Genomic DNA, 25,505 nt, shown 5'->3' with positions numbered 1-25,505 from the left:
TGTCATCACGCAGTACCCGATCCATTTTGATGGCGAGCGTTGATGACGATCTCAAAGTGAGCCCCACCGATGTCGCCATTTGCGGCGGCAGAATAGTTACCACGAAGATCAGCAACGATGTCTCGAACAATAGTTAGCCCGAGGCCGGTTCCATCGGTTCGAGACGTCCGGCCTGGCAGCCATATCTCGTTCAGCGGAATATCGACTATGCCTGGGCCGGAGTCATCGACCGAGAGTTTGAGGCGCCTGTCGACCATCTGTGTTTCGATTCGAATGACTCGTTGCCTACTAGGAGCATCTTCTCTCAGTAGTGCGTGCGCGGAGTTGGTCACGAGATTGGCAAGAATAGCTTCGATGTCGGATACTGTTGTTCGAACAGTTATTGCGCCGGGGAGTAGATTCAACTGAACAGCAATTTGACGCTCGTCTAGGAATGTCTTGAAGAGATCGACTATTTCTCTGCAGACAGCGTTTACGTCTACATCACTGACTGACCGTTTTTGTCGCTGCAAGATTCTCAGGGGAAGCCGAGCGAAGGTCTGGACGGAGTCGGCCGCTCTTTGCACTCGGTCCAGCAAGTCAGCAAACTGCGTTCGAAAAGTAGCTTCATCGACATGCGCTTGGGTTCGTCGGCGAAGTACGTCTAGTATTCGTGAAAGCCTGCCCGCAGGGCCAAGACTTTCATGCGCAAAGACCGCAGTGCTAGTTCCCAGAGTGCTGAGTGTGCGATACAGCAGGAGATTCGACTCTATCGCGGCGACATGCTCGCTAGCTTCATCTTGAAAGGTCTTCAGTTCCTGCTCAACGATAGGCCGATACTGAGGAGGAAGAGCCTTGACTACCTGGTTCAGCCTCTTTTCCGCTTCATGCATCCGTTCACGAGTTTTCGGGGGTGCTTGTGTTCTTTCTTCCTCGCGAAACTCTAGTATTTTTGACGTTGCCCAATCGAGAACGCAGGAAGAGAACTCCTGCAGTTGAAGAAATGCAAGATTTTCGACAAACCCTGTCCTGTCAGTTTTTGGAAGTAGGGCTTGTCCGTCATCATTTGTTTTCAGTCGTCCGACTGAGTTGTTTGTTGATGGGCGTCGCTCCGGGCTGGCAGAACGACGAAGGTTCATTTCGAGCCAGTCATTTCCGGGATCGCCGTATGGGTGCACGCGCAGCCCGCGGTGGTAGAAATGTACTCCACCGACATGCGTTAGCCACTGCCGAACCTGATCAACGCTGCGCCGTGACTCACGTGCTTTGAAGGCATTGCCAGATAGAAGAGTCCACCATAGATCAAACGTGGCGGCCGGCGCTTCAAAACGTATTGGTACATCTGAACGCTTACGTCCGCGACCTCGCCTAGAAACTGCGACCTTCGAGTGATCTCCGGCTGCGATCTCTTCTCCGCGCCAGTTGAATAGACGCGCTGAGGCCTGACCTTCGTTATCTAGAACGGCTTCAATTTTATAGTCGTACTCATCCAGGAAGCCGAGATTGACCGCTTCTGCCATCCTGCGAAATTCTGGTGCATTCAGGTCTGCGCGGAAGTTTGCGGAGTCTTGAAACGGTCCAGTCAGGAGAAGAAGAGATCTAGCAAGGCGCTCCACGTCTGTTGTCGTAAATTTCTGACGTAGGTTCTCTACCTTGACGGTAGTGCCGTGCTTCTTATCAGTACTTTCCGAAACCACTGTCAGTTGAACATCTTCAACAGCTAGCACGGAATCATATTGAGCCCAATCGATGCTTAGGCGGTACGCAGTTCCTGGCTGGCTGCGGGGGCGAGTGAACAACTCAACCTTTTCACCTAGGCGGAGAGCGGCCAATCGCCCTAGCCCTTTTTCGCCAACTTTATATCGCCCCTCCTGCGTGAGTGGAGAGGACGTCTTCTTTGATTTGCCGATCAGCAGAAAACTGTCGTATATGTCTTCTGCTGTCATGCCGTCCCCATCGTCTTCGACGATCAAGACGCCGCCTTTTTCAGATGCTTCGTTTAGCTGGACGGAACAATATTTGGCATCAGCGTCATACGCGTTTCGCACAAGCTCGATGACGCCCAGGTCGGGATGCGGGATCAACTCTTCGCCCAGGCGAGATAGCACTTCAGGCGCGAAACGTAGGTGACGCCTCATGGTCTGCCCCTCCAGGTCGAACCTACCTGTGCTGGCTTTCAGCGCTCGGCCCCATGCTGCAGAATGGTAGCGCCGCTGGTCTACTACAGCCTAGGCTTAGCTCGTTGGCAGGACAGGGACGTGATGTGAGCGCAGCTTCGTACCTTCGCTACACCCGTGAGCTAGACGTGTTGGCAGGTGACCTAGCCCGAGGCGTTTGGGCACCAGTGGAGGACGACGTCAGTGCGGCTCTGAACGGCCGTGCCGCTGCAGAGCTTCGGGCACTTGTGCCAAGAGATCTCCGGCGTGACTGGGGTGCCTTCTTCACGAGTGGGACAGCGAGGACCAAGTTCGATGACTTGCTAGCCGCGACTCCACCACCTGTCGCCGGGTATTGGGACCCGACCTGTGGAGCCGGCGACCTTCTCCTAGGTGCCGCCGCAGTGCTTCCGCTGGCCCAGTCAGTGGAGGCGACATTGCGATCTTGGTCCAAGCAACTTCGTGGGCATGACATTCATGCCGCTTTTGTTCAGAGTGCAAGACTTCGGCTTGTTATCGCCGCACTGGAACGTCACCATCGGCGTGGTGACCAAACTTTGGTGCCGCCGACGGTATGGAGACGGTCTTTTGGACGACTGCATACGGGTGATGGGCTAGCCGCTTTGAATGCCTCACGAAGGTTTTATGGGCACATCTTGCTGAATCCTCCATTTGGGCTCGATGATGGCTCAGGTCAGCCGACATGGTCAACTGGTAAGACATCGCAGGCAGCGGTTTTTATGGCTGCGGCTGCAGAATGCATCCGTGCTGGCGGTCAAGTAACGGCTATTCTTCCTGATGTGCTTCGAAGCGGGAGTCGCTATCGCGCGTGGCGCTCACACATAGAGAGCTTGGTTAAGGTCGAGCGTGTCGACCGGCATGGAATCTTCGATTCCCATACCGATGTAGACGTATTTTATCTCCAAGCTGCAGGGCAGCAATCAGATGCTGCGTCCGCAATGTGGTGGCCAAAAGGCGAAGCAACGAAAGTCATCGGCGAAGTTTTTGATGTTCGCGTTGGAACAGTGGTAGATAATAGAGATCCGCACGACGGTCCTCTGGTCCCTTATCTGACGGCGCGCGATCTTGGCAAAGCTACGGAGATGACAACAATTGATCGGGAGAGAAGATTTGCGGGAAAGCTGATAAAGCCACCGTTTGTGGTTGTGCGTCGAACTTCTCGTCCTGGAGAGATGGCTGGTGGTGGAGGACGCATCGCGGGCGTGCTCGTCCTTGGCGATAGGGAAGTGGCGGTCGACAACCACTTGATTACGCTTAAAGCGCTCGGAACTCGCCCGGGCCCCTATAGAAAGCTATTGCGTATCCTTGGAAGCGCTGCGACAACGAATTTCCTTGACGAAAGGATAAGGTGCAGGCATCTAACGGTTACGGCGGTTCGTTCGCTTCCGTGGGCGGGTAAGTAGAATTGCTGCTAACTCCGCTTTCCAAGATTGACCGCCGCACAAGCTGTTTCCATTTCGCGTATTACTGCGGCAGCACCCGAATCGGTGAGCAAGCGCAATTTTTCAGGTTTGTTAGCATAACCTATCGCGTGTACCGAAGCGCGACGCGCGGCAATCATATCTGATGGCGAATCGCCAATCAGAACAGAATTTTGTGCTCGTACTTTCAGGGCCGCAACAGCATTAATTACCAGGTGCGGTGCTGGCTTTAGCAGTATCGCATTGAAGCTGGTGCGGCTAACTATCTCGTCAATTTTTTCCAGGAGCCCATATTTTTCGAGATACGAACGGACTGCAGCAGTGGAGTTGTTGCTGACAATGGCAATCTTGCGGCCTGTTTCTGACCAGATGTGAATTAGTTCATGTCCGCCAGGGTTTGGTTGTGCAGACTTTACTGCTTCGACCTCGTGTGCCTGCAGAGCTGCTTCCACATAACGAGCGTCATCCTCGCTTAGGTTCGAAGCGTACCGAAATACATCGAACGGATCTCCGGTGTTCTCGATATCCGCCGGAAGCGATGAATGTCCACCCTCTGCAAGAATTTCGCGAAGCTGTCCGGCAACCACGTTTGCTGGAAACCCTGCAAAGACCGAGCAGACCGGACCGTCGAAGTCCAGAAGCAGTCCGTCAGCCTCAGACATGAGGTCACGGAGTGAGTCGGGAGCGTTTTCGGGCTCCGGGCGCGCAGTCATCGCTGATGCTCCACGGAGACCGTGTCCCACATCGAGTCAAACCACATGCGGGCCTGCTCGACGTACTGGCTTCCGGTACTGGTGTCGTCGTCGGTAACGCTGTGGTGGAAGAGGATGGCTTCCTTGCCTACCAAGTCGTAGATCGGCTTGGGCTCACCGTCGAAGCGAATCACATGCTCGCGGACCGGGTAGAAGCCAAAGAAGGCTTCCTCGTTGTTGAGCAGGTAGAGCTTGAACAGCGGTGCGGCGCGGTGGACCTTGATCTCGACCGAGACGTCCTTGACCAGGCCGAGGTCCCCGAGCTCCTGAACGCTGTCCACGATCGCGAGAGTGTGGCGGCGCATGATCTCGTCCATGCGCTTGCGGAAGCCTGGGCTGTCCTGCAAGTCGTCGACCTGGCACGGGATCGCCCAAGGTTGAGATGTGTCCGGAACGAGCATCCGGATGCTGATCGAGGCGGGCGTCAGTCGGCCGATGCGGATCTTGTCTAGCGGTTCCTGCATGACGCCTTGCAACGTCTCGCCGGAGAAGCCGGCGAAGTCGATGGACACGCGCTCAGCCTCGAACGCTCGCTCGATGTGTGGCCGGAGGCCTACGGGACGTTCGGTGCGCTCGCGGACGAAGACGCCGCTGCCCTGTCGTGAGACGATCAGGCCCTCGTCGCGCAGCTCCCGCAGCGCGTTCTGAACGGTCATGGGTGCGACTTCGTACTTCTTCGCCAGTTCGGCACGTGACGGCAGCTTGTCGCCGGCCTTGAACACCTTGGTGAGGATGGCCGCCCGAAGCGCGTTCGCGACCTGCATGTACGGCGGTCGCGGGTCGTCGGGGTCGAGAGCCACAGCTCCTCCAAGCGTCTAACTACTGCCTAATTGTGCCTAATTGGATCGCTACAAAGACGCTACAGACCGCCACAAACAGTCGTCTAGCCCGCCTAGCGAGCTAGCTCAACCGAGTGATTTCGCAGCTCCGCTTGACCTGGCTAGACAACCTAGCTAGCTTGTAACTTGTCTAGGTCGTACATACGGCCTAGCAGGGCTAGGGAGGTTGCAGACATGGCGGTTCCGTACGGCACTCGCTTCGAGGCGTCGTTTGACCAGGTCTTTCCGCAGGGCGCGCTGATGGTCGGCGTGGTTGCTCCGGATATGGAGTACATGAGCAACGAGGACAAGGCGCGCGGGAAGCAGGCCAAGCAGAAGGTGGACGAGCGGTCCGGCAAGAGGCAGTGGAAGGTCGTCGTCACCGATCCGTCTGCGGAGAAGGAGCGGGATGCGTCGGTCACGATCACTGTGCTCGCGGATGTCCAGCCTGTCCCGCCTCAGGCCGTGCAGGTCATGCCCGGCGTTGAGGTCCGGCCGGTCGCGTTCGAGGGGCTGACTGTCGAGCCGCGCGTCATGGGTGACCGGTTCAAGTACCAGGGCTTCACGATCCGGGCCACGGGTCTTGCCTCGCCTCAGGTCGGTACTCCGCCCAAGCGTGAGAACAAGCCTGCAGGTCAGCAGGGTCAGACCGATCAGAAGTCGGCGGCCTAACAGTGGCGCGGCCGTCGCGTGAGGCGGTCGCCCGGTGGAACACCGCGTATGCGGAGCAGACGGCAGCACTGTTCGCGGCCTCCCGCACGGGAGACAAGCAGGCACTTCTTCGTCTGGCTCTGGGCTACTCCGCGGTGGCGGAGGCGTGGCGGATCTTGGCCGCTGATCTGGCGGTGCCGCTGTGGGCTCGTCACGCCTGCTCCATCGCCGCTGAGGAGTTCGAGCGTCGCGCGCGGCTTGAACAGTCCCGTTCTGGGGAGGAGTCGTGATGTTGAAGCTCATGATCTCGCCTGGACCTGCGGCCTCGGCGGACATCGTGGCGTGGCCTGGCTCGGACGCTGCGGAGCACTGCTTGCGGCTGAACCTCGATCCGGCGCAGATCGCTATCCACGTGCCGGATGGGCCTGACGGTCGGGAGCAGTTGGCGGCGTTCCTGCGGACGCTGTCGCAGCACGCCGGTCTGTTGGCTGCGGTCCTCGAACCGTCCAAGGGTGCTGGCTGGGTCGGCAACACCCCTGCGCCGCTGGTGGAGCGCGGCTAGCCGTGCGAGGCGGTGGTGCCGGTGAGGTCTCGCTTGCTGGCTCGGTTGATGTACCGCCTGAACCTGACTGCCACGCACCCGGTGACCGGGCGGGTTCGGATGGAGTACCGGAACTGCTCGCGGTGTCTGGGTGGCGGGTGGTTCCGCAAGACGGAGAGACGGCCGCTCTGCTCCTGGTGCAGGGCGCTCGCGAAGAAGCTCGCTCAGAGCTGATCCACAACTGAACAAACCGCGTTGGTGTGTGTCGCGCGGAAACAGTCCAAGTCTTGGCGGGCCTCGACTGTCTCCGGCGACGTACACCGACTCGAACGACCGTGAAATCGTTGCGAAACAAGGGGATTCGAGTCATGCATAGGGTATCTGCGCGCACCTGGGGCGCGTCAAGTCGACAGGATCGGTTCGCCGCGATGGTGGGCCGTCTGCAAGCCGTCGACACCTACACGGTGATGGTCGACGGCGGCGAACTGGTGAGCCTCGAACTCACCCAGGCTCGGGCTGAGGGGTTCGAGTGCCTGACGTGCAAGCGGCTGTGCGGCAACGGGTTGAGCGCGTTCCGCCCCGTTGGGTTCATCCCGAGCATGGGCATGGTGTTCCGCTGCATCTCGTGCTTGGGCGTGGCGGCATGAGCGGGACGAAGTGGGTAGACCCGGCCCCGTTCGAGGGAGCTCGGCCGCGCTTTCCCTGGTGGATATGGCTTCCACGGTGGGCGAAGGTCATCGCCCTGCCGTTCGTCCTAGTGGGCTTCGCGGTGTGGCTCGGCGTCCGCCTGGTCCTCGTCGCGCTGCGGTACCCGGTCGTGGCCGGTCTGGTGGTCGTTGGGCTCGTGGCCTATCGGGAGTTCGGGCTCTCGCCACTCGTCCTGGCGCTGCTCACGCTCGTCGCTGGCCTGGCCATTTGGTCCGGGCTGCACCGGCCGTCGTTCCTGCGGCACTGCTGGTACCGCGTCCTCACCGAGTGGCGGCGGGCCACGGTCTACGTGCCGAAGTGGCGGACGGTCGTGCGGCTGGCGGACCTGGCCAAGGAACATCGTGGCAAGGAGTACCGGCCTGAGCTGCGGCGCGTCCGGGCTGAAGGCTGGCGGGACAAGGTGCGGGTTCGGATGATCCCGGCGCAGTCTCCAGAGCAGTGGGAAGCGCGGCGGGACAACCTGGCGCACTCGTTCAACGCTCGGTCCTGCCGGGTGCGGATGTTGAAGCCTCGGCTGCTCGAACTCGACTTCATCCACGCTGATCCGCTCGCTCGGCCGGTGAGCGTTCCGCCGCTTGATGACTCCGCGGACGTGGACCTGAAACGGCTGGTCATCGGGGTCACGGAGACTGGTCGGCCCTGGCGGTTGAAGCTCCTCGGCTCACAGGTGCTCGTGGTCGGTGTGCCTGGCGCGGGTAAGGGCTCGGTGCTCTGGTCGATCGTCTGGCAGCTCGCCCCCGCGATTCGCGCCGGCCTGGTTCGCCTCGTCGGCATCGACCCCAAGGGCGGGATGGAGCTGGGCCAGTGCCCGGACGCCTTCGCGAAGGTCGTCTACGACAACGGGCCGGACGCGGTCGAGCTGCTGGAGGAGATAGCGACGGAGGTCAAGGCTCGCGCTTCGCGGTACCGGGGCGTTCGTCGTCTGTGGACCCGTAGTGCTGGGGAGCCGTTCACGGTCCTGGTGGTCGATGAACTGGCGGACCTGATCGCCTACCAGCAGGACAAGCAGCTTCGGGAACGCGCATCGCGCGCGGTGCAGACGATCAGCTCGCAGGGACGGGCTCCCGGTGTCGCGACCGTGGCGCTGGTGCAGGACCCGCGCAAGGAGGTCGTGAGCTTCCGGCACCTGTTCACGACCCGTGTGGCGCTGCGCCTCGACGAGCCGATCCAGGTGGACATGGTCCTGGGCGACGGCGTTCGCCAACGCGGTGCGGCGGCTCATGAGATCAGCGAGAACACGCCCGGTGTCGCCTGGCTCAAGGAGGACGGGCAGCGCGAACCGGACCGGGCTCGGGCCTTCCACGTGACGGATGCAGACCTGGTCGAGCTCGGGCTGTTCCTCGCCCCGGCAACCGTCCACGAGTTCCCCACAAGCCACGACAAGAGGGAGGCCGCGTGAGCACGAACGTCACCACGTTCCCCGGCGACGTTGCAGGCCAGACCCGCGCGCAACGGATGAGGCAGCCTGCCGCGCTCGACGTCACCAAGGCTGCTGCTGAGCAGCACGGGGTGTGCGTCCGGCCGTTCACGATGGAAGTCGAGGACCACGAGTCCTACGAGGTCCGGTACGTCGCGGTCCCGTGCGGCTCGACGGTCGAGAGCGTCTGTGCGCCCTGTGCGAAGAAGGCCAAGGCGTTGCGGATGGCTCAGTGCCGTGAGGGCTGGCACATGGAGGTTGAGCCTGACTTCACCCCTGAACCGGCCACAAAGGACCAGACGGAGCTGCTGGAGTACCGCGCGGATCTCTTCAAGGCCTTCAAGGAGGAGGGCAACTCGGCTGAGGCTGACGAGCTGCGGGAGGAGATCCACAGCGTCGACGAAGAACTTCGGCAACTCGGCGTCCGTGGTCGCCTGCCCTCTCCGGACGACCCCGGCAAGCGGCCCGTGAAGCGCTCGACGAAGCGTCGGCAGGATGCGCCGGACCTGCCTCGGCGGCGTGTGGAGAAACGGACCGTGGGACGGGAGTTCGCGGGAGCCTTCCGTCCCTCGATGTTCGTCACGCTCACCCTCGACACCTACGGCAAGGTGCGCGACGACGGCACGCCTGTGGACCCGGACACGTACGACTACCGGCGTGCGGCACGGGACGCGGTCCACTTCGCAAGCCTCGTGGACCGGTGGTGGCAGAACCTGCGGCGGGTCGTCGGCTGGGACGTCCAGTACTTCGCCACGGTCGAGCCGCAGAAACGCGCCGCTCCGCACCTGCACGCAGCACTCCGCGGTTCGATCCCACACGAGCTGATTCGCCTGGTCACGGCCGCCACCTACCACCAGGTGTGGTGGCCCAACCACGACGAACGCGTCTACGTCGACCGGCTGCCGGTCTGGGACTTCGATGCCAAGGCGTTCGTCGACCCGGACACTCGAAGGGCCTTGACCACCTGGGAAGACGCGGAGGTCGAGGAACCGGCGCACGTGGCGCGCTTCGGGCGTCAGGTGCACTCCAAGGGCATCCTCGGTGGGTCTGAGGAAGCTGGCCGGCACATTGGCTACCTGACGAAGTACCTCACGAAGTCCATCGGTGAGGTGGTCGAGCAGGACACCGAACGGCAACGTCGGCACGCGGACCGCTTGGCTGACGAGCTGGCCGTCACGCCGTGCTCGGATCGATGCGCGAATTGGCTGCTCTACGGCGTCATGCCTCGAGGTGCCAACTCCCGCATGAGCCCGGGACGGTGCAAGGGGCGGGCTCACCGCAGGGCCACGCTCGGGCTGCCGGGGCGGCGGGTTCTGGTGTCTCGCAAGTGGTCGGGGAAGACGCTCGCGGACCACAAAGCCGACCGGAAGCACTTCGTCCTCCAGGCGCTCAAGGCCGTCGGGATCGAGAAGCCCGAGAAGGACCCAACACGGCTCGTCTGGCACAAGGTCCGGCCCGGTGATCCGAACGTGCCACCACGGGCGCACCTGCTCATGCACGCCATCGCCCAACGCGTGACGTGGAAGGCCGAATACGACCGCGCACTGCTCGCGGCTGGGCCTCCAGATCTTTCGGCAACTGCGGCCTGATCAACCAAGGGGGAAGAGATGGACGACATGGTGTACCGCGTCGAGGAAGTTGCTCGTGCCCTTCGGGTGGGTCGGACGAAGGTGTTCGACTTGATCAGGGCCGGTGAGCTGACCTCGGTCAAGATCGGTGGGAGCCGTCGGGTTCCTGCGCGGTCGGTCCAGGACTACGTGTCCCGGCTGATCGCTGAGGCGGCGTGATGGCGGGCGGCAAGCGGTCCAACGGTGAGGGCTCGGTCTACCAGCGGAAGGACGGGCTGTGGATCGGTGCGGCCTACGTGCTCACCACGACCGGGCATCGCAAGCGCGTCACTGTTTCGGCAACTACGGAGTCGGAGGCCTGGAAGAAGCTCCGGAAGAAGATCGCCGACTCGGACGCCGGCATTCCTGTAGCTGCGGAGACGTGGACGCTGGAGAGCTATCTCAAGTACTGGCTGTCCACTGTGGCCGCGACGAAGAGGCCTCGGACGGTCGAGGGGTACGGCGTGGTGGTGCGGCGGCACCTGGTGCCCAACCTCGGGGCGAAGAAGCTCCACCGGTTGTCGGCTCAGGACGTTCGGACGTTCATCACGCGGCTCCGGAACGACTGCCGGTGCTGCGCGGAGAAGATCGACGCCAACCGGCCGAAGGATGCTCGTCGTTGCTGTGCCAAGGGGAGGTGCTGCAAGACGGTTCTCTCCGACCGGACCATTCAGCAGATTCACGCGGTGTTGCGGAATGCATTGGCGCACGCGATGCGGGAGGAGATCATTCCGCGAAACGTCGCCCGGCTCGTTCAGGTCAGGTCGCCCCGATATGACGTCAACCGGGGCCTGACCGCTGATCAGGCAAAGGCGCTGCTCAAGGCGGCGGAGAATGACAGGCTGAAGGCCCTGTACGTGCTGGCGCTCTACCTCGGAATGCGGCGCGGCGAACTGCTCGGCCTGAGGTGGAAGGACATCGATTGGGACGGGTGGGACGAGCCCTGCGCTGAGCACACGGACGACTTCTGCGAAGACTGCGCGGAGGAGTACGCACCGACGTTGCAGATCCGCCAGACGCTTCAGCGGGTCGGTACGAAGCTCGTGTTCGTCCCGCCGAAGACGGACCGGTCGGAGCGGGTCATGCCGTTGCCGCTGCTCGTCGCCTGGGCACTCGTCGATCACTGGGACCTCCAGGACGACGAAGCCGAGGCTGCGGGGGACCGGTGGGAAGAGTCGGGGCTGATCTTCACGACGGTCCTCGGCGGGCCGATCGATCCGACCTACCTCCGGTCGAGCTGGTACCCGATCCGGAAGCGTGCCGGCCTCGATGAGGTGCGCTTCCACGACATCCGGCACTCGTGCGTGACGCTGCTGCTGAGGCTCGGCGTTCCGCCGCACATCGTCCGGGACATCGTCGGTCACTCGAACATCGAGGTGACGATGATGATCTACGCGGCCGTCTCCCTTGAGGACAAGCGGGAGGCTTTGAAGCGGCTCACGGACGAGCTGGGCTGAAGGCGTTGCTACACCCGTTGCTACATCAGAGGGGGTGTGACCAGCCTGAACGGCCGGTCACACCCCCTCTGAACTGCGGAAGCGGAGGGATTTGAACCCCCGGACGGTTGCCCGTCTCCCGCTTTCAAGGCGGGTGCATTCGGCCGCTCTGCCACGCTTCCAGGACGCCAGGAGCGTCGGAGTCAAAGCCTAGCTGTTCGACTCCCGAAGGTGTGTCGTGACCCGGTCGAACACCTTGGCCAGCACCTCCCCCTCCTCCGGAGTCAGAAGATCCACGATGTGCTCCCGCACCCCGCGCAGGTGCGTGGGAGCAGCGGCGACGAGCTGCGCCAGACCGGCATCGGTCAGCTCCGCCAGCACCCCGCGCCCGTCCTCCGTGCACTCCCGCCGCGACACGAGCCCGGCCTTCTCCATGCGGGCGACCTGGTGTGAGACGCGCGACTTGGACGAGGCGACGTCCTCGGCGAGCTGGGTCATGCGCATGCGGTTGTCCGGCTGCTCCGACAGGCGGACCAGGATCTCGTAGTCCGCCAGTGACACCCCGTGCGCGTCCTGCAGTTCTCGGTGCAGGCGGTCCATGAGCATGGAGGATCCGTTCACGTAGGTGCGCCACGCGCGCATCTCACCCTCGTCGAGCCAGTGCGGCTCCTGCTCACTCGATGTCACGAGAACAAGACTAAGCCCGACGATGACGATCCTGTCGTTCCTCTGGAAAACGCGGCGTCCGGAAGGCAGACTCCTCCGCCGTACACGCGCGTTAACCACGCCTTGGAAAGGCTCCAATCCATGAGTTCGTTCAGACGGCTTTCCGTTCTGGCGATCACCGCCGCCGCGGCCACTGTCATCAGCGCTACCGGGCCTGCCCAGGCCGATGTCCAGTCACTGCGCGGTCGGGGCACGGTTGACGTGCGCCTGATCGGCATCAACGACCTGCACGGCAACATCGAGCCGCCCACCGGGTCGTCCGGGCGCGTCATCCTGCCGGACGGCACGACCGTCGACGCCGGTGGTGCCGCGTTCAACGCGACGCACATCAAGAACCTCCAGAGCGAGGTCAAGAACTCCGTCATCGTCGGGCAGGGCGACCTGATCGGTGCCAGCCCGATCGTGTCGGCGCTGTTCCACGACGAGCCGACGATCGAGGTGCTCAACAAGGTCGGCATGGACACGACCGCGGCGGGCAACCACGAGTTCGACGAGGGCTACAAGGAGCTCCTGCGCATCCAGCGTGGTGGCTGCCACCCGGTGGACGGGTGCCAGTTCAGCGACAAGTACAAGGGCGCGAACTTCCCCATCCTCGGTGCGAACGTCACGCTCGCCAAGTCCGGGCTGCCGGCCCTGCCGCCGTTCTGGGTGGAGATCCGCGACGGGATCCCGATCGGCTTCATCGGCATGCCGCTCAAGGACGTGCCGATCCTGGTCGACCCGAACGGCATCAAGGACCTCAAGTTCGGTGACGAGGTCAAGGCGGCCAACAAGTACGCCAACCTCCTCGACGCCATCGGCGTGAAGTCGATCGTGCTGCTCGTGCACCAGGGCGACCAGGTCACCTCGTCCGGTGGCGGCCCCAACGCGTGCAACGTCGCCGCCAACAACCCCGGCAGCTACATCGCGACCAACGTCAGCCCGAAGATCGACGCGGTCTTCTCCGGCCACAGCCACCAGCACTACAACTGCGTGGTCAAGGACCCGGCGGGCAACCCGCGGCCGTTCATCGAGGGCCTGGCCTTCGGGCGTGAGCTCAGCGTCGTCGACCTCAAGATCGACCGCCGGACGCGCGACGTCATCCGCGGCGAGACCAAGGCCGACAACAAGATCGTCACCCGCACGGTCACGCCGGACCCGCAGATCCAGTCGATCATCGACCTCGCCAAGCAGAAGTCGGGCCCGATCGCGAACAAGCAGGTCGGCACGATCGCCGCGGACATCCTGCGCGCGCAGAACGTCGCCGGTGAGTCGCCGCTCGGCAACCTGATCGCCGACTCGCAGCTCGAGGCCACCAAGGGCAACGGCGCGGTGCTCGCGCTGATGAACCCCGGTGGTGTGCGCGCGGACCTCACCTACGCCAGCTCGCCCGCCGGCGAGGGCAACGGCGTGGTCACCTACGGCGAGGCGTTCACCGTCCAGCCGTTCGGCAACATCCTGCAGACGGTCACGCTGACCGGTACGAACATCAAGGCCGCGCTGGAGCAGCAGTTCACCGCGGCACGGCAGTTCGTGCTCCAGCCGTCGTCCGGCCTGAAGTACACGTGGTCCGCCTCGGCCCCGTTCGGCTCGAAGGTCTCGAACGTCACGCTCAACGGCGCGCCGCTCGACCCGAACGCGAGCTACCGCGTGACGATCAACAGCTTCCTGCAGGGCGGTGGTGACGGCTTCAGCGAGTTCACCAAGGGCACGAGCATCACCGGTGGTGGCATCGACCTGGACGCGTTCTCCGCCTACCTGGCGGCGCACCCGAACCAGGCGCCTCCCGCGCTCGACCGCATCACGCAGCAGCCGTAGTCCCGCGGCACGGCTGTAGGCCATCCCGGCGACAGAAGTCGCCGGGATGGCCTTTTTCGTGTGCCCCGTTGCTCCATTTGATCTAGGGTGAGGGCCGATGTCCTGGTTGCGTCGGCTCCTGCTGCTCGCCGGTCTGGTGACCGGTGCCTGGTTGCTGGGCGGCGCAGGTCAGGCGAACGCCGACGTCCGGGTCGAGATCGACCAGCTGAAGATCGAGCTGGAACTCCCCGTCGTCGACGTCGGCCTCGAGATCGGAGTCGCGCCGGACCAGCCGGAAGCGCCGGTTCCGCCGAAGCCCGATCCGCGCGTCGAGCCGCCGGCACCTCCCGCCGAACCGCAACCGGTGGCCACCCAGGTGGAAGCGCCCGCACGGCCCGAGGTGCCGCAACAGCAGCAGCTGCACACACCGCCGCAGCCCGCGCCGCCGCCGACGACGCACCCCACGAACCCCGAACCCGCACCGCAGCAGCCGCAACCGCAGGCCGAGCAGCCGGTCCCCGGCACGCTCCCGCAGAGCGGCGCGGGGTCGGGCACGAGCAACCAGATCCCGGCGGGCACGCTGCCGCACGTGCCGAGGCCGCCCGCCGCCACAGCGTCTCCCATCAGCCCGGAACAGCAGGACGTGCCGCACACCGTGCGCGCGGAGGAGCCGACGTTCTCCCCCGACTGACCCCAAGCGCCACGCAGGAGCACAGGGACCAGTCACTTTTCAGGGAGAACAGCCATGCGCAAGAACGTCAACCGCACCATGTCCGCCGCACTGCTCACCGGCGGCCTGCTGGTCGCGACCGCCGGGTGGGCCCAGGCCGTCCCGGTGCCGCTGAACATCGACGACGAGGTCCGCGTCGGCAACCTCGTGAGCGTCCCGGTCAAGGTTTGCGGCAACGCGATCAACGTGCTGGGCAACAGCGACGCCACCTGCGAGGAGAAGCCCGCGGCGCGCACCCAGGCCGACAAGGCCCTGGTCTCCGCGCCCGTCACGGTGTGCGGCAACTCGGTCGGCGTCGCGGGCGGCGGCACGGGCAGCTGCGGTGAGACCAAGCCGGAGCAGGCCAACGGCACCGTCGAGGCCCCCATCACCGTCTGCGGCACCGCGGCGGGCGTGCTCGGCACCGCGAGCGGCGACTGCGGCAAGAGCGAGGCCCCCGAGCAGCCGGAACAGCCCGAGCAGCCGGAGCAGCCGGAGCAGCCGGGAGAGAACCCCGGCGAGAACCCCGGTGGCAACCCGGGCGAGAACCCCGGCAACGGCAACCCCGGCAACGAGGCCCCGGGCAACGGCAACCCCGGCGGCGGCAACAACGGCGACAACTCCGGTGGCGGCGACACGGGCGACGACTCCGGTGCCGGCACCCCGCAGACCGGCAACAAGGCCTCCTCGCAGCAGGTCGCGGCGGTCGTCCCGAACCTGTCGAGGACCGGCGCCGACCCGCTCGAGTTCCTCCTGGCAGGCCTCGGCCTGATGACCGCGGGCGTGATGGCCCGTCGTGGCGCGCGCCGCACGTCGACGAACTCCTGATCAATTCCTGAACATTTTTCCCAATCGCCCGGTGAGAGCTCCTCTCACCGGGCGATTGCTGTCTGCACTGTCGATCTCCGCAGGTCACCCGTCCGACTTCACCAATTCAGGTTTGGCGTGAGGTGTTGAGAAATGGGCTGATCAAGCGCATAGTCGATAACGAGCTGGCAACCGGAAGGTGAATGAACTAGACCACCGGAGGCCACGCCCAGAAGGGGTAGGTGGTGCTGTGCAGGTATCTCCTCGCTGTGGCGAAACGCGGTCTGTCGCATCCCCGCGAGCGGATCGGACGTGACCGGTCCGGTCGCGACTGTGTAGCGGCGGACACGAGGTTTCGGGTGCCCAGGCGCCGTCGGGCGTCGCTCGGTGCACTTCGACGCTGTTGAGCTCGGCATCGGTGTCGTCTCATGGCGTCACCGGCTGAGCGCCACGCCAACCTTCGTGGGCCGTAGTCGTCACTACCAAATGGGAAAGCCTTGGTGCGGTGCCCCGACGTCGGGCTCCGCACCAAGGCATGTTTCGTGCTTTATCGTTTGCGGCACCCATGGGGTCCTTGGCAGGAGGATGCGGTGCAGTTCAACGAAGGCGCGGAACTCGACACTTCTCAGGTTTCGGACCAACGAGGCTCAGGCGGCAGGGTCGCGGGCGTCGGTGGTGGCCTCGGCGTGGTCGGCCTGATCGTCTACTTCCTGATCCAGCAGTTCACGGGCATCCAGCTGCCCGCGGGGGGCCTGGAGGGCCTGGGCAACAACACCCAGGTCGAGTCCGGCACGCTGCTCGAGAAGTGCAAGACCGGTGCCGACGCGAACCGCGACAGCGACTGCCGGGTCCTGGCCACGATCAACTCGATCCAGGGCTTCTGGACCGACCAGTTCAAGCGCTCCGGCAACACCTACCAGGTCACCAAGACCAACTTCTTCCGCGGCAGCGTGAACACCCGCTGCGGCAACGCCACCTCCGCGGTCGGCCCGTTCTACTGCCCCGCGGACTCCCAGGTGTACATCGACCTGGACTTCTTCAACGAGCTGCGCACCAAGTTCGGTGCGACCGGCGGTCCGTTCGTCGAGGCCTACGTGCTCGCCCACGAGTACGGCCACCACGTGCAGAACCAGCTCGGCACCTCGGACCGGGTGGGCCGGGAGACCGGCCCCACCTCGGGTTCCGTGCGCCTCGAACTGCAGGCCGACTGCTATGCCGGCTCCTGGGCGAACCACGCGACGACCGTGCCGGGCGCCAACGGTCAGCCGCTGATCTCGAACATCACCCAGGAAGACGTGAACGCCGCCCTCGACGCGGCGGCGCGCATCGGTGACGACTTCATCCAGAGCAACCTCGGCGGCGGCCGGGTCGACACGACCCAGTTCAGCCACGGCAGCTCGGCGCAGCGGCAGAAGTGGTTCACGACCGGCCTGGAGACGGGCGACCCGGCGCGCTGCAACACGTTCGACACGAACAACCTGGGCTAACGCAGAGCCGCCCGCTCAGCGCGGGACGGGACGCCGTTCACCCCCTCGGTGGTGACGGCGTACGAGGCGATGACGTGGGCCGCGGCGGCGACGTTGCGGCCCAGCGCCTCCCGGTTGATGTTGCCGAGGTTGTCGCAAGCCTTGTGGTAGCAGGGATCCATCTCCACGCCCGCCGTGCCGCCCCACTTCGCGGCCTGCGCGGCGGTCTTCACCTCGCCGCCGCCGGAGATGATGCCGCCTGCCGGGATGCCGAGCGCGGTGAACGAGCCGTAGTCGCTGGCACCGCGCACGTTCAGGCCCTCCGGCCCGAGGTTCAGGCCCGTGTAGAAGTCGCTGAACGCCTTCTCGATGTGCTTCGAGCCGTAAGGCAGGCCGGGGTCGTTGTAGACGTAGTAGCCGGGGTTGGGCGAGCCGACCATGTCGAAGTTCAGGTACAGCGCGATGTCCAGCTGCTGCTCGAATGACAGGGCCGACGCGTAGGCGCGCGAGCCGATCAGGCCGGCCTCCTCCGCGCCCCACCAGGTGAAGCGGACGGCGTTGGGCAGCTTCGGCCGCGCGCCCATCTTGAGCGCGACCTCGAGCAGTGCGGCGGAGCCGGAGCCGTTGTCGTTCATGCCGGGACCGGCGTCGACGCTGTCGAGGTGCGCTCCGGCGACGACAACGTTGTCGGCGCGTCCGGTCCGGGTCTGGGCGACGACGTTGCGGTCGAGGTGGACCTCGTCGTGGTGGCGCAGGTCGAGCGTCACGGTCTGCCCGGCCAGCGCGGCGAGCGCGGTGCCGTCCGCCTTGGAGGCGGTGCCGCCGGGGACCGTGCCGGGGATGCGCAGGTCGAGGTGGCCGTCGACGTTGTTGGAGATGATCACGGCCGCCGCGCCCGCGTTCACCGCGTTGGCGTACTTGGTGACGAACGTGCAGGTGCCGCGCCGGATCAACGCCACGGAGCCCTTGAAGTCCTGCCCGGCGAAGTCGCTCGCCTCGCAGCCCGGAGTGCCGTCCTCCGGCACGACCCGGAGCGGTGCGGTGAGGCCGCCGTCCGGGGTGTTCGGGGTGTTGCCGACCGGCACGAGCTCGTGCGAGGCCGAGCCGACCACGGCCCGTCCGGCGTCGTCGACCTTCTGCTTGACCTCGAACTCAGGAGTGGTCACGTCGAACCCGGCGTCGCGCAGCCGCCCGGCCACGTAGTCGACGCTGGCCGAGTACCCGCTGGTCGTGGCGGCGCGGTTGCCGCCGTGGGTGTCGGCGATGCGCTGGAACGCGATCAGGTGGCGGTGGGCGCCGTCCGCGCTGACACGGGCGGACAGGTCGCGGGCGGGGTCGGTGGAGGCGCTCGCGGTGGAGCCGAGCAGCACCATGGACGAGGCGAGGGCCGCTATCGCGATGTTGGCACGCATGGGTACGACCTTGGCCCAGGCGGTCGTGAGAGCGCTACCACCTGGGCCGAGGCCCAGACGATCAGCGGTGCGCCACGGCCAGCAACCGGTGGCTGCCGATCTCGAACGCACTGCCGTCTGTGTCACCGAACAACTCGACCGACGAGAACCCGGCGTCGTGCAGCATCCGGGTCAGCTCACCGGCCGTGTAGACGTGCTGCACGCACGTCGACCGCTGTGTCCGTTCACCGTCGGAGAAGGTGAAGTCGATCAGCAGCCGCGCCGAGGCCACGTCGTAGGTGTTCACGGCGACCATGTCGACGCCGCCCGCGGACAGCCGGATCTCACCCGGCAACGAGGGCAGCAACGACTCGGCCGTGCAGCCGTAGTCGACGACCAGCACCGGTGCGGCGGCGGCCAGGTCGGCCAGCAACCGCCGCGAGCCGGCGTGGTCGAGGTAGCCGAAGCTGTTGCCCAGGCACAGGGCCAGGTCGGCCGTCACGCCGAACGAGCCGAGCGACGCGAGGTCTCCCTGTCGCCAGTCGAGCTCGGGGGCCAGCGCACGGGCGTGCGCGATGGCTTCCTCGGAGATGTCGATGCCGGTGACCGAGTAGCCGCGGCGGGCGAGCTCGATGCTGTGCCTGCCGCTGCCGCACGGCGCGTCCAGCACCCGCGGCCCGGCGCCGAGGCCGGCGATGAAGTCGACCTCGGCGGAGGTCTGCGAAGGCTGGACCGCGCCGCGCCAGAAGGTGTTGGCGAGATCGGTGAAGAACGAGGTGTACCAAGACAAGGTGGAACTCCTGGTGATCGCGTGAACAAGAGCGCGGGAGTCACCGGGTACTGCGGAGGCACCCGGTGTGTCCGGGGCTGCCCATGGCATCGACCTTGTCTGCGAGAACGCCTGAAGGCATCACTGAACCACAACTGCCGCACGGGGCAGAAGCGTTTTAACGCAGCGACGAGAAGCGGATCATGTTGCCGGACGGGTCGCGGAACGCGCAGTCGCGCACGCCGTAGTACTGGTCGACCGGCTCCTGCATCACCTCGCCACCGGCCGCGCGCACCTGCTCGAACTTCGCGTCCACGTCCTCGACCGCGAAGATCAGACCCTGCAACGATCCCTTGGCCAGCAACGCTTCCAACGCCTCGAAGTCGGTCGGCGGCACGGGCGGACCGATGCGCGCCAGCCCGATCTCGACCTCGGGCTGCTCGGCGGGACCGACCGTGAGCCAGCGGTAGTCGTTCTCGATCGTCTGGTCCGTGCGCACCTCGAGGCCGATGACGTCGCGGTAGAACTTCAGCGCGGCGTCCTGGTCGTGGACGAAGAGGAACGTGTGCGAAAGCTTCATGGGCCGAACCCTAGGCACGCCGTGAACGCGTCGCTTCTCGAAACCTGCTCGGTCTCGTGAGCCCCTTCAACTGGCATCCGGGCACCACGGCAAGCGCGTCGTGGGCCCGCGCGCGGTAGGCCGACGGCGTCTCCCCGACCAGTTCGGTGAAACGCGCGGAGAACGAGCCGAGCGACGTGCACCCGACCTCGACGCAGACCTCGGTCACCGACAGCTTCCCCAGGCGCAGCAACGCCTTCGCCCGCTCGATCCGCCGGGTCATCAGGTAGCCGTACGGGGTTTCGCCGTACGCCGCGCGGAACTGCCGGGAGAAGTGCGACGGCGACATGAGCGCGGCACGGGCCATCGCGGGCACGTCGAGCGGTCGCGCGTACTCGCGGTCCATCAGGTCGCGTGCCCGGCGCAGGTGCGCGAGGTCCTCGGGCGTCACGGGCGACAGCTTGCCACCAGCGGCGAAAACATGTGAAGGAATCAACTACCAGCGCAGGTGCGGTTGGGGTAGTTTGCCCGAGTTCGCTGGACGCGTGCGGGGGCTTGACGTCCAGGCAGACCACTTCCTACGGGGTCTTGGGGGATTCCAGTGTCCGAGAGATCGGTCAGCCGTGCCCTGCTCAGAATCGGGGCCTTGACCACTGCCGCTGTCCTCGCGTTCGGCACCGCCACCAGCGGTGCGCATGCGCAGGAGCCGGAAACACCGTCGTCGACCGTCGAACCGACGCAGACGACCGAGCCGAGTCAGCCGTCCACTCCGCCGAGCGAGCCGAGCACACCGCCGAGCCCGCCGTCCACGCCCGTCGAGACGCCGCCGAGCGAGCCGTCCACGCCGCCCAGCACGTCGCCGAGCACACCGCCCGCCGAGCCGGGCACCCCTCCGTCCACCGCGCCGGCCAGTCCGGACGCCAAGCAGGAGGACGCGCGGCCGGCGCTCGCCGGTGCGGACGAGCAGCGTGCCGATCTCGCCGTGCGCGTGGTCCCGGACCACGCCGAGTTCCCCGCTGGTGAGGACATCGGCCTCACGGTCTCCGTGAAGAACAAGGGCGAGGCGCCCGCGACGAACATCCGGTTCGGCTACGAGGCATCCCAGTCGTGGCTGGTCTCCGGTGCCGCCGACCTGAGCAGCCGCCCGTCGCTCGCGCCCGGCGCCGAGAAGTCCTTCCGGGTCGTGCTGCGGCCGACCTCGCCGACCACGGAGTCGGTGCCGTTCCTGTTCCGCGCCACCATCGACGGCGTCGCCGACCCGACACCGGGCGACAACGGCTCCTCCCAGTACCTGAAGGTGCGCCAGTTCATGGGTTCCGTGTCCGGCGTCGTCTACGCCGACGCGAACGGCAACGGCGCGTTCGACCAGGGCGAGGGCCTGCCGAACACCAACTTCCGGGTGGAGGGCGGCTCGCCGTTCAACACCAAGTGGGGCTTCACCGACGCCACCGGCGCCTTCAAGATGTGGAACGTCGTCGCCGGCAGGTACACCGTCACGGGCGTCGACAACGACAGGCGTGCGGCCAAGCCCGGTTCCACCGAGTTCGTCGTGGAAGCGAACAAGGACACGTACTTCCCGCTGCCGGTCGCTGCCCCCGTGCGTGACTCGCTCACGGCGACCATGTCGTTCGGAAAGCCGTCGTACCACGTCAGTGAGAAGCCCGGCCTGACCATCACGCTGAAGAACTCCGGCAACCAGCCGATCGAACGCGTCGTCGCGGTGTGCAGCGGCTACGGCCCGGAGTACCTCAACAGCGACAACTTCTCGAACCTGCGCCCGGACGGCCCCGGCGTCACGGTGCCGGCCGGCGGTGAGACGACGGTGTCCGTCACCACGGACATGCCGAAGCTCACCAACCCGTGGATCTACGCGAACTGCTTCTTCGGCAACAACGGCCGCAACACCGCCGGCTCGGTCTGGGTGGGCAACGTCCGCGCGGACGTCACCGGCCTGCACGGCGCCTACTCCGGCAAGGTCGTCAACGCCGAGACCGGTGAGCCGGTCCGCAACGCGGTCGTGAACGTGCTCGACCCGGTCACGCGCCGCCCGGTCAAGGACGTCATCTCGGCCGACTCCAACGGCGAACTGCGGATCTACAGCCTCGACCCCGGCAAGGTGCTCCTGCAGGTCGCCGGCCGGTGGAAGCCGCAGGACGGCACCGAGTTCCTCGTCGACGTCGTCGCCGACCAGACCACCTCGCGCGACCTCGCGGTCGTGCCGAGCGACGTCACCGTGCCCGACGTCAGCCACCGCCCGGACCTCGCGGTGACCGCGGTGTTCGACAAGGACAGCTTCGACCTCGCCGAGCCGATGCGGGCCAAGGTCACGGTGAGCAACAACGGCACCGGCCGTGCGGCCGAGGTCTGGTTGCGCGTCGGTCCGTTGACGCCGGACGTCAAGAACGTGATGGAGTTCGACCGGTCGCAGTTCGGTGACCTGGGTGACCAGGCCAAGAAGGTGTCCCTGTGGCCCGGTGAGAGCCGTGAGATCACCATCGTCGGCACGGCTCCGTACCTGTCCGGCACCGACAACGCGGTGAGGCTCCCGGTCGAGCTCTCCACCCCGATCGACACCAACCCCCGCAACAACGCGGCGCTCGCGACCACCGCGGTCACGTTCCTCAGCGGTGACGCGGCGGTCGTGCTGTACGGCGACGCCAACGAGAACGGCCGCAAGGACGCCGATGAGAAGGCGCTCGCGGACGCCCAGGTCTACATCAGCGGTGGCACCCGGCCGGGCAAGTGGGCGGACGGCCGGACGGACGCGTCCGGTCGCGTGGCGTTCAAGGACTTCCCGCTCGGCGTGTACAGCGTGTCCGCCTCGTACCCGGACGGCTGGGTCCGGCCGGGGCCCGACAGCGTGACCGTCAGCGCCGGCGTGGAGTCCGTGCTGGAACTCGGTGCGCGACGGCCGCTCTCCGACAAGTTCTTCGCGACCCTGAACTTCACGAAGGACGAGTACCGGGCGGACGAGGACTACGAGGCCGTGATCACGCTGGAGAACCGGACCGGCGCGGACATGCCGGTCGTGAACGCGTTCTGCAGCGGTCCCGGCGGTTCCGGCGAGATCTACAACACCGGTTCCGGCTGGGGCCGCCTCGCCTGGGACGGCGGCGGTGTGCCGGTGCCGAACGGGGAGAAGCGCACGTTCCGGGTCTCGGGCCCGTTGCCGGAGGCGGCCGCTTCGATCGGCTACGCCACTCTCGGCTGCGTCTTCGCGCCTGACACGTCCGATCCCGGTGCCGCCGGTGCCGGCGACTCGCTCCGGGTGCCCGGCCTGCGTGCCGACGCGGTCGGCAAGCTCGTGACGGACGGCCCGAACGGGGAGGTCCCGAAGGCGGGTATGACCGTCGTCGTCGTCGAAACCGACACGAAGAAGGTCGCCGCGCGCACCATCACGGACGCCGGTGGCAACTTCGGTGTCTCGCAACTGCCGGTCGGCCGCTACGACGTGGTCGTGCCCGGCCCGTGGAAGGTCGAGATCCGCCGGATGGGGCCGTACTTCTACGTTCGGACCGGCGGTGAGCAGGAGGTGCAGCTCTTCCACCTCGTGCCGGGACCCGAGGTCGAGGACCCCGGCTACCCGCTGCCCGAGGAGCAGACGCCCGGTGGCGTGACGCCGGGAACGCCCGACGGCCCTGACGGCACCGACGGTCCCGCGGGTGCCGGCGGTGTGGCCGAGACGCTGGCCAAGACCGGTGCCTCCGTGCTGGGCCTGGGCCTGCTCGGCGCGCTGCTCGTCGCGTTCGGCTTCGGCGCCAGCATGATCGGACGTCGTCGCCGGATCGCGTGACTCCCGTCCGACCAGCGGGCCCGGCACTCACGCTGAGTGCCGGGCCCGCTGTCATGAGCGCCACACCGCGCTGGTCCGAACGGAGTGTTAGCGTCGCGAACCATCGGGTAACTGGGGGGTGACATGACTGTCTGGGAAGCAATCGCGGTGGTCATCGCGGGTGTGTTCGCAGGCGGCATCAACACCGTCGTCGGCAGCGGCACGCTCGTGACGTTCCCCGTGTTGCTCGCCGTCGGTTACCCACCCGTGGTCGCGAACGTGTCCAACAGCCTCGGGCTGGTGCCCGGCTCGCTGTCCGGCGCGTGGGGTTATCGCGAGGAGTTGAAGGGGCAGGCGGGCCGCGTCAAGCGGTTGCTGCCCGCGTCGATCCTCGGTGGTGTGATCGGCGCGATCCTGCTGGTCACGTTGCCGGACAAGGCCTTCACGGCGATCGTGCCGGTGCTGATCGTGATCGCGCTGGTGCTGGTGGTGATCCAGCCGTGGCTCAACCGCAAGCTCTCGCACCGGCGCAACGCCGACAGCGACGGCGGCTTGTTGCTGTGGTTCGGCGTCTTCGCGGCGGGCATCTACGGCGGCTACTTCGGGGCCGCGCAGGGTGTGCTGGTCATGGGGATCATGGGGGTCCTCGTCAACGAGCACCTGCAGCGGATGAACGCGCTGAAGAACGTCCTCACCGCGTTCGTGAACCTCGTCGCCGGCGTGCTGTTCATCTTCATCGCCGACGTGGCGTGGCTGGCCGTGCTGCTGCTGGCCGTCGGGTCCGTGGTCGGTGGCCAGATCGGCGCCAAGATCGGCCGCAAACTCCCACCCGCCGTGTTGCGCGGCGTCATCGTGGTGGTGGGAGTCGCGGCGATCGTTCAGCTGCTCACGAAGTAGTAGTTCTCAGAGGGTGAACGCGCGGGCGGCGGCCAGGAAGGCGTCGTTCTCGTCGGGTTCGCCGATGGTGACGCGGGCGCCCTCGTCGACGAACGCGCGCACGACGACCTTGTGGTCCAGGCAGTGGGCGTTGAACGCGCCGGTGCGCTCGCCCAGGGGCAGCCACACGAAGTTCGCCTGGGTCTCGGGGACGTCGTAGCCCATCGCGAGGAGTTCGCCGCGCACGCGGGTGCGTTCGGCGACGATCGCGCGGCAGCGGACCATCAGCTCGTCCTCGGCGTCGAGCGAGGCGATGGCGGCGACCTGCGCGAGCGCGTTGACCGAGAACGGCACGTAGACCTTGCGCAGCACGTCCGCGACGACCGGCGGCGCGACCGCGTAGCCCACGCGCAGGCCGGCGAGGCCGTAGGCCTTGGAGAAGGTGCGCAGCACGGCGACGTTGGTGTGCCCGGCCGCCCACTGCTGCTTGGCGAGCTCGACGCCGTCGGGGACGTGGGCGTCGTCGACGAACTCCTTGTAGGCCTCGTCGAGCACGACGAGCACGTCGCGGGGCACGCGGGCGATGAACGCCTCGATCTCCTCGGTGCGCAGCGCGGTGCCGGTCGGGTTGTTGGGGTTGCAGACGAACAGCATCCGCGTGTTCGGGGTGATCGCGGCGAGCATCGCGTCGAGGTCGTGGGTGTGCTCGTCGGTCAGCGGCACGCGGATCTGCCGGGCGCCGGAGACGTGCGTGACGATCGGGTAGGCCTCAAAGGACCTCCACGCGAACAGGACCTCGTCGTTCTCGCCGCAGGTGGCCTGGACGAGCTGCTGGCACAGCATCACCGAGCCGCAGCCGACGGCGATGTGGTCCGCGGGCACGCCGAGCTTGTCCGACAGCCGGTTCGTGAGTTCGACCGAGCCCGAGTCGGGGTACCTGTTGATGCCGGTGGCCGCCTCGGCGATGGCCTCGACGACGCTGGGCAGAGGTCCGGCGGAGACCTCGTTGCTCGCGAGCTTGATGGCGCCGGGGATGCTCCTGCCAGGCACGTAGGACGGCAGGGACGCCAGGTCAGCACGGGTTCGCACGCTCATGCACCCGATCCTCGCATTGCTCCGTCCGATTGGTCACGTTGACTGGAGTTCA

Annotated in this window: 23 protein-coding genes and 1 tRNA gene; 14 read left to right on the top strand and 10 right to left on the bottom strand. The window is 65.8% G+C overall.

The genetic code is table 11. The features are described from left to right. Nucleotides 1-5 precede the first annotated feature (5 nt). Nucleotides 6-2,117, bottom strand: a complete 2,112-nt coding sequence (locus tag ND450_RS31560; RefSeq protein ID WP_253322050.1) for an ATP-binding protein — start codon at nucleotides 2,115-2,117, stop codon at nucleotides 6-8. 422 nt (nucleotides 2,118-2,539) lie between these two features. Here ND450_RS31560 and ND450_RS31555 point away from each other — a divergent pair, with 422 nt between their 5' ends. Next, nucleotides 2,540-3,559 (top strand): hypothetical protein, encoded by a 1,020-nt coding sequence (locus ND450_RS31555; protein ID WP_253322049.1) that lies wholly within the window; start codon nucleotides 2,540-2,542, stop codon nucleotides 3,557-3,559. Nucleotides 3,560-3,567: 8 nt separating this feature from the next. Here the strand turns inward: ND450_RS31555 and ND450_RS31550 are convergent, their stop codons facing one another. Beyond that, nucleotides 3,568-4,239 carry an HAD family hydrolase gene (locus tag ND450_RS31550; protein ID WP_253322048.1) on the bottom strand — a complete coding sequence of 224 codons (672 nt, stop codon included), beginning with the start codon at nucleotides 4,237-4,239 and terminating at the stop codon, nucleotides 3,568-3,570. A 47-nt stretch (nucleotides 4,240-4,286) separates the two neighbouring features. Continuing rightward, the gene (locus ND450_RS31545) at nucleotides 4,287-5,093 is read right to left on the bottom strand and encodes a GntR family transcriptional regulator (protein ID WP_253328051.1); all 807 of its coding nucleotides are present in this window, start codon (nucleotides 5,091-5,093) and stop codon (nucleotides 4,287-4,289) included. A 249-nt stretch (nucleotides 5,094-5,342) separates the two neighbouring features. On the opposite strand from ND450_RS31545, the gene ND450_RS31540 reads away from it, so the two are divergent. The 7 genes from ND450_RS31540 to ND450_RS31510 all read left to right on the top strand — a co-directional run bounded on the left by ND450_RS31540 (nucleotide 5,343) and on the right by ND450_RS31510 (nucleotide 11,528). Continuing rightward, entirely contained in the window at nucleotides 5,343-5,819 is a 477-nt protein-coding gene (locus ND450_RS31540; RefSeq protein WP_253322047.1) for a hypothetical protein, read from the top strand. 268 nt (nucleotides 5,820-6,087) lie between these two features. Then, the gene (locus ND450_RS31535) at nucleotides 6,088-6,360 is read left to right on the top strand and encodes a hypothetical protein (protein ID WP_253322046.1); all 273 of its coding nucleotides are present in this window, start codon (nucleotides 6,088-6,090) and stop codon (nucleotides 6,358-6,360) included. Between the two features lie 407 nt (nucleotides 6,361-6,767). Next, nucleotides 6,768-6,986 carry a hypothetical protein gene (locus ND450_RS31530; RefSeq protein ID WP_253322045.1) on the top strand — a complete coding sequence of 73 codons (219 nt, stop codon included), beginning with the start codon at nucleotides 6,768-6,770 and terminating at the stop codon, nucleotides 6,984-6,986. Nucleotides 6,987-7,096: 110 nt separating this feature from the next. Next, on the top strand, nucleotides 7,097-8,446 hold the full coding sequence (locus ND450_RS31525; protein WP_371927451.1) for an FtsK/SpoIIIE domain-containing protein: 1,350 nt from the start codon (nucleotides 7,097-7,099) through the stop codon (nucleotides 8,444-8,446). A gap of 56 nt (nucleotides 8,447-8,502) precedes the next feature. Then, nucleotides 8,503-10,053, top strand: a complete 1,551-nt coding sequence (locus ND450_RS31520; RefSeq protein WP_253328050.1) for a replication initiator — start codon at nucleotides 8,503-8,505, stop codon at nucleotides 10,051-10,053. A gap of 18 nt (nucleotides 10,054-10,071) precedes the next feature. Then, on the top strand, nucleotides 10,072-10,251 hold the full coding sequence (locus ND450_RS31515; RefSeq protein WP_253322043.1) for a helix-turn-helix domain-containing protein: 180 nt from the start codon (nucleotides 10,072-10,074) through the stop codon (nucleotides 10,249-10,251). Nucleotides 10,252-10,328: 77 nt separating this feature from the next. Then, complete coding sequence (locus tag ND450_RS31510; protein ID WP_253322042.1) at nucleotides 10,329-11,528, top strand: site-specific integrase; 1,200 nt, start codon at nucleotides 10,329-10,331, stop codon at nucleotides 11,526-11,528. Nucleotides 11,529-11,604: 76 nt separating this feature from the next. Here ND450_RS31510 and ND450_RS31505 read toward each other — a convergent pair. After that, nucleotides 11,605-11,689: transfer RNA gene (locus tag ND450_RS31505), tRNA-Ser, on the bottom strand. Between the two features lie 28 nt (nucleotides 11,690-11,717). Next, entirely contained in the window at nucleotides 11,718-12,149 is a 432-nt protein-coding gene (locus tag ND450_RS31500; RefSeq protein WP_253328049.1) for a MarR family winged helix-turn-helix transcriptional regulator, read from the bottom strand. A 165-nt stretch (nucleotides 12,150-12,314) separates the two neighbouring features. On the opposite strand from ND450_RS31500, the gene ND450_RS31495 reads away from it, so the two are divergent. The 4 genes from ND450_RS31495 (at nucleotide 12,315) to ND450_RS31480 (ending at nucleotide 17,012) form a co-directional block, all read left to right on the top strand. Then, the gene (locus ND450_RS31495; RefSeq protein ID WP_253322041.1) at nucleotides 12,315-14,030 is read left to right on the top strand and encodes a bifunctional UDP-sugar hydrolase/5'-nucleotidase; all 1,716 of its coding nucleotides are present in this window, start codon (nucleotides 12,315-12,317) and stop codon (nucleotides 14,028-14,030) included. A gap of 97 nt (nucleotides 14,031-14,127) precedes the next feature. Next, complete coding sequence (locus tag ND450_RS31490) at nucleotides 14,128-14,700, top strand: hypothetical protein (RefSeq protein ID WP_253322040.1); 573 nt, start codon at nucleotides 14,128-14,130, stop codon at nucleotides 14,698-14,700. A gap of 54 nt (nucleotides 14,701-14,754) precedes the next feature. Next, entirely contained in the window at nucleotides 14,755-15,546 is a 792-nt protein-coding gene (locus tag ND450_RS31485; RefSeq protein WP_253322039.1) for a hypothetical protein, read from the top strand. 569 nt (nucleotides 15,547-16,115) lie between these two features. After that, nucleotides 16,116-17,012 carry a neutral zinc metallopeptidase gene (locus ND450_RS31480; protein ID WP_089907838.1) on the top strand — a complete coding sequence of 299 codons (897 nt, stop codon included), beginning with the start codon at nucleotides 16,116-16,118 and terminating at the stop codon, nucleotides 17,010-17,012. Here ND450_RS31480 and ND450_RS31475 read toward each other — a convergent pair. From ND450_RS31475 to ND450_RS31460, 4 genes are all read right to left on the bottom strand, one after another. Continuing rightward, entirely contained in the window at nucleotides 17,009-18,403 is a 1,395-nt protein-coding gene (locus tag ND450_RS31475) for a M28 family peptidase (protein ID WP_253322038.1), read from the bottom strand. The genes ND450_RS31480 and ND450_RS31475 overlap by 4 nt on opposite strands. Nucleotides 18,404-18,464: 61 nt before the next feature. After that, nucleotides 18,465-19,172 (bottom strand): class I SAM-dependent methyltransferase, encoded by a 708-nt coding sequence (locus ND450_RS31470; RefSeq protein WP_253322037.1) that lies wholly within the window; start codon nucleotides 19,170-19,172, stop codon nucleotides 18,465-18,467. A gap of 157 nt (nucleotides 19,173-19,329) precedes the next feature. Next, entirely contained in the window at nucleotides 19,330-19,731 is a 402-nt protein-coding gene (locus ND450_RS31465) for a VOC family protein (RefSeq protein WP_253322036.1), read from the bottom strand. 10 nt (nucleotides 19,732-19,741) lie between these two features. Then, complete coding sequence (locus tag ND450_RS31460) at nucleotides 19,742-20,161, bottom strand: helix-turn-helix transcriptional regulator (RefSeq protein ID WP_253322035.1); 420 nt, start codon at nucleotides 20,159-20,161, stop codon at nucleotides 19,742-19,744. 195 nt (nucleotides 20,162-20,356) lie between these two features. Here ND450_RS31460 and ND450_RS31455 point away from each other — a divergent pair, with 195 nt between their 5' ends. Continuing rightward, nucleotides 20,357-23,503, top strand: coding sequence for a hypothetical protein (locus ND450_RS31455; RefSeq protein WP_253322034.1), 3,147 nt, complete (start codon nucleotides 20,357-20,359; stop codon nucleotides 23,501-23,503). A 123-nt stretch (nucleotides 23,504-23,626) separates the two neighbouring features. Further along, nucleotides 23,627-24,379, top strand: coding sequence for a sulfite exporter TauE/SafE family protein (locus ND450_RS31450; RefSeq protein WP_089907854.1), 753 nt, complete (start codon nucleotides 23,627-23,629; stop codon nucleotides 24,377-24,379). 6 nt (nucleotides 24,380-24,385) lie between these two features. Here the strand turns inward: ND450_RS31450 and hisC are convergent, their stop codons facing one another. Then, nucleotides 24,386-25,453, bottom strand: coding sequence for a histidinol-phosphate transaminase (gene hisC / locus ND450_RS31445; RefSeq protein ID WP_253322033.1), 1,068 nt, complete (start codon nucleotides 25,451-25,453; stop codon nucleotides 24,386-24,388). Nucleotides 25,454-25,505 lie beyond the last annotated feature (52 nt).

The sequence above is a fragment of the Lentzea sp. HUAS12 genome (assembly GCF_024125735.1).
GTDB classification, from domain to species: domain Bacteria; phylum Actinomycetota; class Actinomycetes; order Mycobacteriales; family Pseudonocardiaceae; genus Lentzea; species Lentzea albida.
The sequence above is the reverse complement of the archived record's forward strand: the minus strand, read 5'-3'. Positions and strand labels throughout refer to the sequence as shown.